This window comes from Mesorhizobium sp. M7A.F.Ca.CA.001.10.2.1 (assembly GCF_003998575.1).
In the GTDB taxonomy this organism is placed as follows: Bacteria; Pseudomonadota; Alphaproteobacteria; order Rhizobiales; family Rhizobiaceae; genus Mesorhizobium.
Window position 1 is genome coordinate 1 of the sequence record NZ_RZQY01000329.1, and the last position, 6,476, is coordinate 6,476.

Genomic DNA, 6,476 nt, shown 5'->3' on the forward strand with positions numbered 1-6,476 from the left:
GAGCCGAGCCGCTGGCGCGCGAACGCCGGCGCAGGATGAGCCTTCCGGCTTTTGCCTATCTCTCCGTCGCCCCGACGCTGATCCTGATGATCCTGATCGTCGGCCTGCCGCTCCTCTACAGTCTGTACTTGTCCTTCAACATCACCAATCCGATCACCAAGCGATGGATTTTCGTGGGCTTCGCCAATTATGCGAAGATCTTCCAGAATCAAGGCTTCTGGTATGCGCTCGGCCGCACGCTTTACTTCTCCACGATTGCGGTCATCGGGACGACCGTACTGGGAACACTGATCGCGCTCGTCTTGAATCAGCGTTTTGCCGGCCGCGGCTTCCTGCGCAGTATCGTCCTCGTTCCCTGGGCCATGGCGCCCGTGTCTATCGGGGTGCTGTGGTCCTTCATCTATGCCGGCAATTTCGGTCTGTTGAACGGCTTTCTCAACGACATAGGCCTCGGTTCATGGGGGCGGGCATGGTTTGGAGAGGGCTTCCGCGCCCTCAACCTCGTGGCGCTGACCCAGGTCTGGAACCAGACGCCGTTGACGACGCTGATGCTCCTTTCCAGCCTGCAATCCATGCCGGGCAACCTGCATCGCGCTGCCATTCTCGACGGCGCGGGACCGGTCAAGCGCTTTTTCGCGATCACTTTGCCTTGGCTCAAGTCGACGCTGCTGTTCTCCACCATCATCTCCACGATCAATGCGTTCCTGGCCTTCGACATCATCTGGATCATGACGCGCGGCGGTCCGGGCGCGGCGACCACCACACTGTCCTGGCTCGGCTACATGCAATCCTTTCAGTTCCTGAAGTTCGGCGAAGGGGCCGCTCTTCTTTACGTGCTGACGTTTCTCAGCCTTGCATTCGCCATCGCCTATTTTGCCTTCCTCAGCCCCAGGAAAGCCAGGACGACAGTGTCGGCTTTGGCGGCCCCAGGGCTGCTAACAGCCAGTTGCCCGCGGCCCGCCATGGTCGTTCTGCCGGAATGGAAGCCGAAAAGGCTGATGGGCCCGATCGCTGCACGCAACGCTGGCAAGATCCTGTTCGCGCTCGCCGTCGTTGCCATTTTCGTCTGGTCGTTCCTGCCTGTTGCGGCGCTGGTCCTGATAAGCCTATCGCCAGCCACCGACCTGATCCGCACGCCCCCCTCCATCGTGCCCTCGACGCTCACTTTCGACAACTATCGGGCGGTGCTCATGGCGCAAGGCACGACCAGCGTGCAGGCCGCGCGCGTGCCGTTGTCCCTGCTCAACAGTTTCGGCATCGGCATCGTCGTCTCCGTCGTCAATGTCGCGCTCGGCACCTTGGCTGGCTACGGTTTTGCCCGCTATGCTGGACATCGTTTCTTTGCCGTCAGCCTCTGGGCGCTTCTTCTGACGCGTATGGTTCCCGCACTGACGCTGGTTCTGCCGTTCTTCGTCATCTTCCGGACGCTCGGGCTCATCGACACCCATCTCGGTCTGGTGATCGCATATTCGACGATCCTGATGCCGCTTGCCGCCTGGATGATGAAGACCAGTTTCGAGACCGTTCCAATCAGCCTTGAGCGCGCGGCACAGATCGACGGCTGCAGTCGCTGGACGATGTTCCGCAAGGTTCTGGTGCCCGTGGTGCGGCCGGCTATCGTCGCGGCGCTGATCTTCTGCTTCCTCGTGTCCTGGAACGAGTTTCTCTTTGCCATGATCCTGACCTCGACCCCCAAGACGCAGACAATCCCCGTCGTCATCGCAGGCTTTCTCAACCAGGCCCGTTTCTATGAATACGGACCGCTCTTTGCGGCCAGCGTGCTTGCCATCCTGCCGCCTGTGGCCGTTGCCTTCTTCTTCCAACGTTACCTCGTCCAGGGTGCGCTTTCCGGCGCGGTCAAGGGCTGAAAGGAGCTTCAAGCATGGCGTCGATCAAGATTGCCGGCCTTACCAAGCGGTTCGGGGCGATAGCTGTTTTGAAGGGTCTCGATCTTACGATCAACGATGGCGAGTTCATTTCCTTCCTCGGACCGTCGGGGTGCGGGAAATCGACTTTGCTGTTTTGCATCGCCGGCCTGGAGGATATCGACGAGGGATCCATCCGCTTCGACGACAAGGAGATTTCGGAGCTCGGTCCGCGTGAACGCAACATCGCGCTGGTCTTCCAGGATTACGCGCTCTACCCGCACATGACGGTGCGCGAAAACATCGCCTTTCCATTGCGCCAGCAGAAGCTGGACGAAGCGACCGTAGGCAAGCAGGTAGCCTGGGCAGCCGATGTTCTGGGCATCGAGGCCCTTCTCGATCGCCCGCCGGCGGCGCTTTCCGGCGGCCAGCGCCAGCGCGTTGCCGTTGGCCGCGCGATCGTCAGGAACCCTTCTGTCCTTCTCATGGATGAGCCGCTGTCAAATCTCGACGCCTCGCTGCGGGTGCGCATGCGCACCGAGATCCGACGCCTCCAGAAAGCGCTCGGCATTACCGTCATCTTCGTCACCCACGATCAGGAAGAGGCCATGGTGCTGTCGGACCGGATCGCAGTGATGAAGGACGGCGTCGTGCAGCAGTTCGGACCGCCGATGGAGGTCTATTCGGCTCCCGCCAACCAGTTCGTCGCCGGGTTTATCGGCAGCCCGCAAATGAACTTCCTGCCCGCCAATCTCTGTGGCGGGAGTTCTGACCGGATTCTTGGCGTGCGTCCCCACGACCTGAAGCCGGCGGCGCGCGGTAATGGTGGTCTCACCCTTTCGGGCGAACTCGTGCTGATCGAGCCCGCCGGGCCTTTCCAGTTCCTCGATGTCGACGTTGCCGGCCACATCGTCCGGGCAACCTGCAGCGATGCGTCGGGCCTGTCCGCGGGCGAACGCATCACTCTCTGCGCGAGCCCGGACGCTGTCCGCTATTTCGCCACCGAGGACGGCACCCGTATCAATCAGCGCTTCTTGGAAACCGAAAGCCGAATTCATGCCTTATGATCTCGTTTTGAAAAATGGTCGCGTCATCGATCCTTCCCAGGGTATCGACCAGGTCACCGATGTCGCCTTCGCCGCAGGAAAGGTCGCCGCCGTCGGTAACGGTCTTTCTGGAACCGAAGAACGAAACGTAGCGGGCCTTATCGTAACGCCCGGCCTGATCGATCTGCACACGCATGTTTACTGGGGCGGGACGTCGCTTGGGGTGGATCCGGACGCGTTTGCCCGCAAGAGCGCGGTTTCGACCTGCGTCGACACGGGAAGTGCCGGACCGGGAAATTTCCCCGGATTTCGCAAGCATGTGATCGAGCGAAGCACGGCTCGCATTCTCGTCTACCTGCATATCTCCTTCGCCGGCATCTATGGTTTTGCAAAGAACATCATGATCGGCGAAAGCCATGACATGCGGCTTCTTGCCGGCCGCGAGGCCGTCGAGGTCATCAACGCCAACCGCGACATAATCATCGGGGTGAAGGTGCGCATCGGTCGCCACGCCTCTGGCCCCGCCGGTATCCAGCCTCTCGATGTCGCCCTGCAGGTCGCCGACGAGACGGGCCTGCCATTGATGGCCCATATCGATGAGCCACCCCCTTCCTACGAGGCCGTCGTCTCGCGCCTGCGAGCTGGCGATGTACTGACCCATTGTTTTCGACCCTTCCCTAATGCGCCCATCGACGGCGCAGGCAAGATCAAGCCGGAAATCCTCGAGGCGAGGGAACGAGGCGTCCTTTTCGATATCGGCCACGGGATGGGCTCCTTCTCCTGGAAAACGGCGCGCGCGATGATGGCGCAAGGCTTCCAGCCGGACACCATCTCCTCCGATGTTCATGCGCTCTGCATCGAGGGTCCGGCCTACGACCAGGTTACGACGCTTTCGAAATTCCTTGCGCTCGGCATGTCGATCAACGACATCATCGCAGCCTCGACCGTCAATGCGGCCAAGGCATTGCAGCGCCCAGAGCTTGGAACATTCAAGATTGGCTCGGCCGGGGATGCGAGCATCCTCGAATTGCGTAATGGCGCGTTTTCCCTTGAAGACACGCGCGGCGAGATTGTCGTTGCGCCTGAACGTATCTTTGCCGCCGGTCTGGTCATCGCGGGCCAGGATATCGGTACCGATGATCAAACGCTCGCTGCGGCGGCCGAATGAAGGAGATTTGAAATGGATGGTGGCTATGCCATGAAAGACGCGCCCGCCAATTTCATAGGCGGCGAATGGCAGACGGAGCCGGACACCATGCCGGCGGTCAATCCCGCAACCGGGGAGACCATTGCCCAGTTGCCGCGATCAGGCCGCGAGACGGTACAACGGGCTGTCGCGGCTGCAAAAGCAGCCGCGCCGACATGGGCCGGCATGCCGGTTTTCAAGCGCGCCGCGATCTGCGTTGCCATCGCCTCGGCAATCGACGCGGCTCAAGAAAAGATCGCACGCCTCCTGTCGACCGAGCAGGGCAAAGTTCTTGCCGAGGCCATGGGTGAGGTCGGCAAGGCCGCCGACGGCTTCCGGCTCGCATCCGAACTCGTCAAGCAGCTGGGTGGCCAGACCTTGCCCGCCGAGGATCCGACGAAGCTCGTCATGACGATCCGCCAGCCGCGCGGGGTCTACGGAGTCATTACCCCTTGGAACTTCCCGGTCAACATCCCCGTCGAATATCTGGCACCGGGCATTGCGACCGGCAACACCATCGTCTGGGTGCCCGCCCCGTCGACCTCGCTGGTCGCCTGTGCCTTGATGGAGGTAATCGACGGCGCCGGTCTTCCCGCCGGCGTCATCAATCTGGTCATCGGTGAAGGCGCTACCGCCGGCGACGCCGTCGTGGTTCATCCCGACGTCGCGGCAATCGGCTTTACGGGCAGCGCGGCGACCGGCAAGAAAATCGCCGAGCGCGGCGCCGGCAAGCCGCTGCTCCTGGAACTGGGCGGCAACGGCCCGGTGATCGTTTTCGAGGACGCTGATCTTGACGCGGCGGCCGCCGCCGCGGCCGGCGGCGCATTCTTCAACGCCGGTCAGGTCTGCGCCGCGACGGGCCGCGTTCTCGCTCATCAGTCGGTTGCCGAAAGCCTCTGCGAAAAGCTCGTCGCCCATGCGCAAAAACATGTGCTTGGTGATCCCTTCCACCAGGGAACGACCATGGGGCCGCTGAACAACGCGAAGGTCGCAGCCAAGGTCAAGGAGCACATCGATGACGCAATCGCGCAGGGTGCCAAGGTGCTCTGTGGCGGCAAGCCGCGCCCCGATCTCGGCAGCGGGCTGTTTTTCGAGCCGACGATCATTACCGGCGTCACGCGCGAGATGAAACTCAATCGCGAGGAAACCTTCGGCCCCGTCGTGCCCGTTCTCACTTTCAAGAACGAGGCTGAAGCGCTCGATCTGGCGCTCGACAGCGAATATGGCCTGTCGGTCGGCGTCTTCACGGCGAATGTGGCGCGGGGTGTTTCGGTCGCCAGGGCGATCCCCGCCGGGATCGTCAATATCAATGCCGGCAGCACATGGTGGGAAATTCACCTGCCCTTCGGCGGCGGAAGCGGCACCAAGAGCGGCATCGGCCGACTGGGCGGCGTGCACACGATGGAAGCCATGACCGAACTCAAGATGATCACCGTCACGATCGATCGAAAGGCAGGTGCGGCATGAGCCCTCAATCGCATGCTCTTGCCGGCGAACGGAATTCGCCGCTTTCTCCACCTGAGAGAACGCGGATGATCCGCGCTCTTGTCGATGAACTGATCCCTGGCAACGAGAGTTGGCCCTCCGCGTCCGAGGCCGGCGTGCACGGCATCGTGTCGATGCGCCTCTTTGCGGATTGGAGCGACGTGCAGACTACGGCACTGGCCGATCTGCTGGGCTGGGAAAGGGGTGGCCTTTCAAGCAGCAATGGCGACACCCGCATCGCGGCCGTCAAGGTCTTCGAGCAAGCCGACGCGGAGCTTTTCGACAAGATCTACACGGCGGTGACACTCGCTTATTACGAAACGCCCTTCGTCATCGAGGCCATTCGGAACACGGGGCGTCCGTACTCCCACCGGCCCCATCTGACCGGCTACGACATGGCGCCTTTCGATTTCAACCGGGACCAGCCAGCCCATCGGCGCGGCCATTACCTGGAGACCGAAAAGGTCAGGCCCGTCGACACGTCGCCGCTCGGGCTGGACACGGTAATGACAGATCGCTGGGGATTGGAAAGATGACAACAGATCGCATCTGTGACGTATTGATAGTGGGCGCCGGCGCGACAGGATCCTTGGCAGCACTGACACTTGCAGAAGCCGGTCTCGATGTCGTCTGCCTGGAACAGGGATCCTGGGTGGAGGCGAAAGACCATCCGCATCTCCATTCCGACTGGTCGTGGCAGCGCCGGACCAACTGGAGCCCGGACGTCAACAAGCGCAGCCATCCGGACGATTTCCCCGTCAATTCGGACTCCTCGCAAATCCTGATGTGGAATGCCGTCGGCGGGTCAACCAATGTCTATGGCGCAATCTGGCCACGCTATCGTCCTTCCGATTTCCGCAAGGGCACGGAGCATGGTCTTCAGCCGGACTGGCC

The 6,476-nt window shown here is 61.8% G+C and carries 5 protein-coding genes and 1 pseudogene; all 6 read left to right on the plus strand.

All coding sequences use genetic code 11. The features are described 5' to 3' along the window. Positions 1–1,868 (plus strand): ABC transporter permease subunit (locus EN964_RS20480; RefSeq protein WP_245490674.1); only part of this gene is annotated, 1,868 nt, incomplete at its 5' end. Positions 1,869–1,882: 14 nt separating this feature from the next. Next, entirely contained in the window at positions 1,883–2,932 is a 1,050-nt protein-coding gene (locus tag EN964_RS20485) for an ABC transporter ATP-binding protein (RefSeq protein WP_127267308.1), read from the plus strand. After that, positions 2,922–4,079 (plus strand): amidohydrolase/deacetylase family metallohydrolase, encoded by a 1,158-nt coding sequence (locus EN964_RS20490; protein WP_127267307.1) that lies wholly within the window; start codon positions 2,922–2,924, stop codon positions 4,077–4,079. Before EN964_RS20485 ends, EN964_RS20490 begins: the two co-directional genes overlap by 11 nt. A 12-nt stretch (positions 4,080–4,091) precedes the next feature. Then, positions 4,092–5,564, plus strand: coding sequence for an aldehyde dehydrogenase (locus tag EN964_RS20495; RefSeq protein ID WP_127270350.1), 1,473 nt, complete (start codon positions 4,092–4,094; stop codon positions 5,562–5,564). 65 nt (positions 5,565–5,629) lie between these two features. Beyond that, the gene (locus EN964_RS20500; protein WP_127270351.1) at positions 5,630–6,118 is read left to right on the plus strand and encodes a hypothetical protein; all 489 of its coding nucleotides are present in this window, start codon (positions 5,630–5,632) and stop codon (positions 6,116–6,118) included. Positions 6,119–6,171: 53 nt separating this feature from the next. Then, a pseudogene (locus EN964_RS20505) lies at positions 6,172–6,476 on the plus strand (GMC family oxidoreductase); the annotation flags it as partial.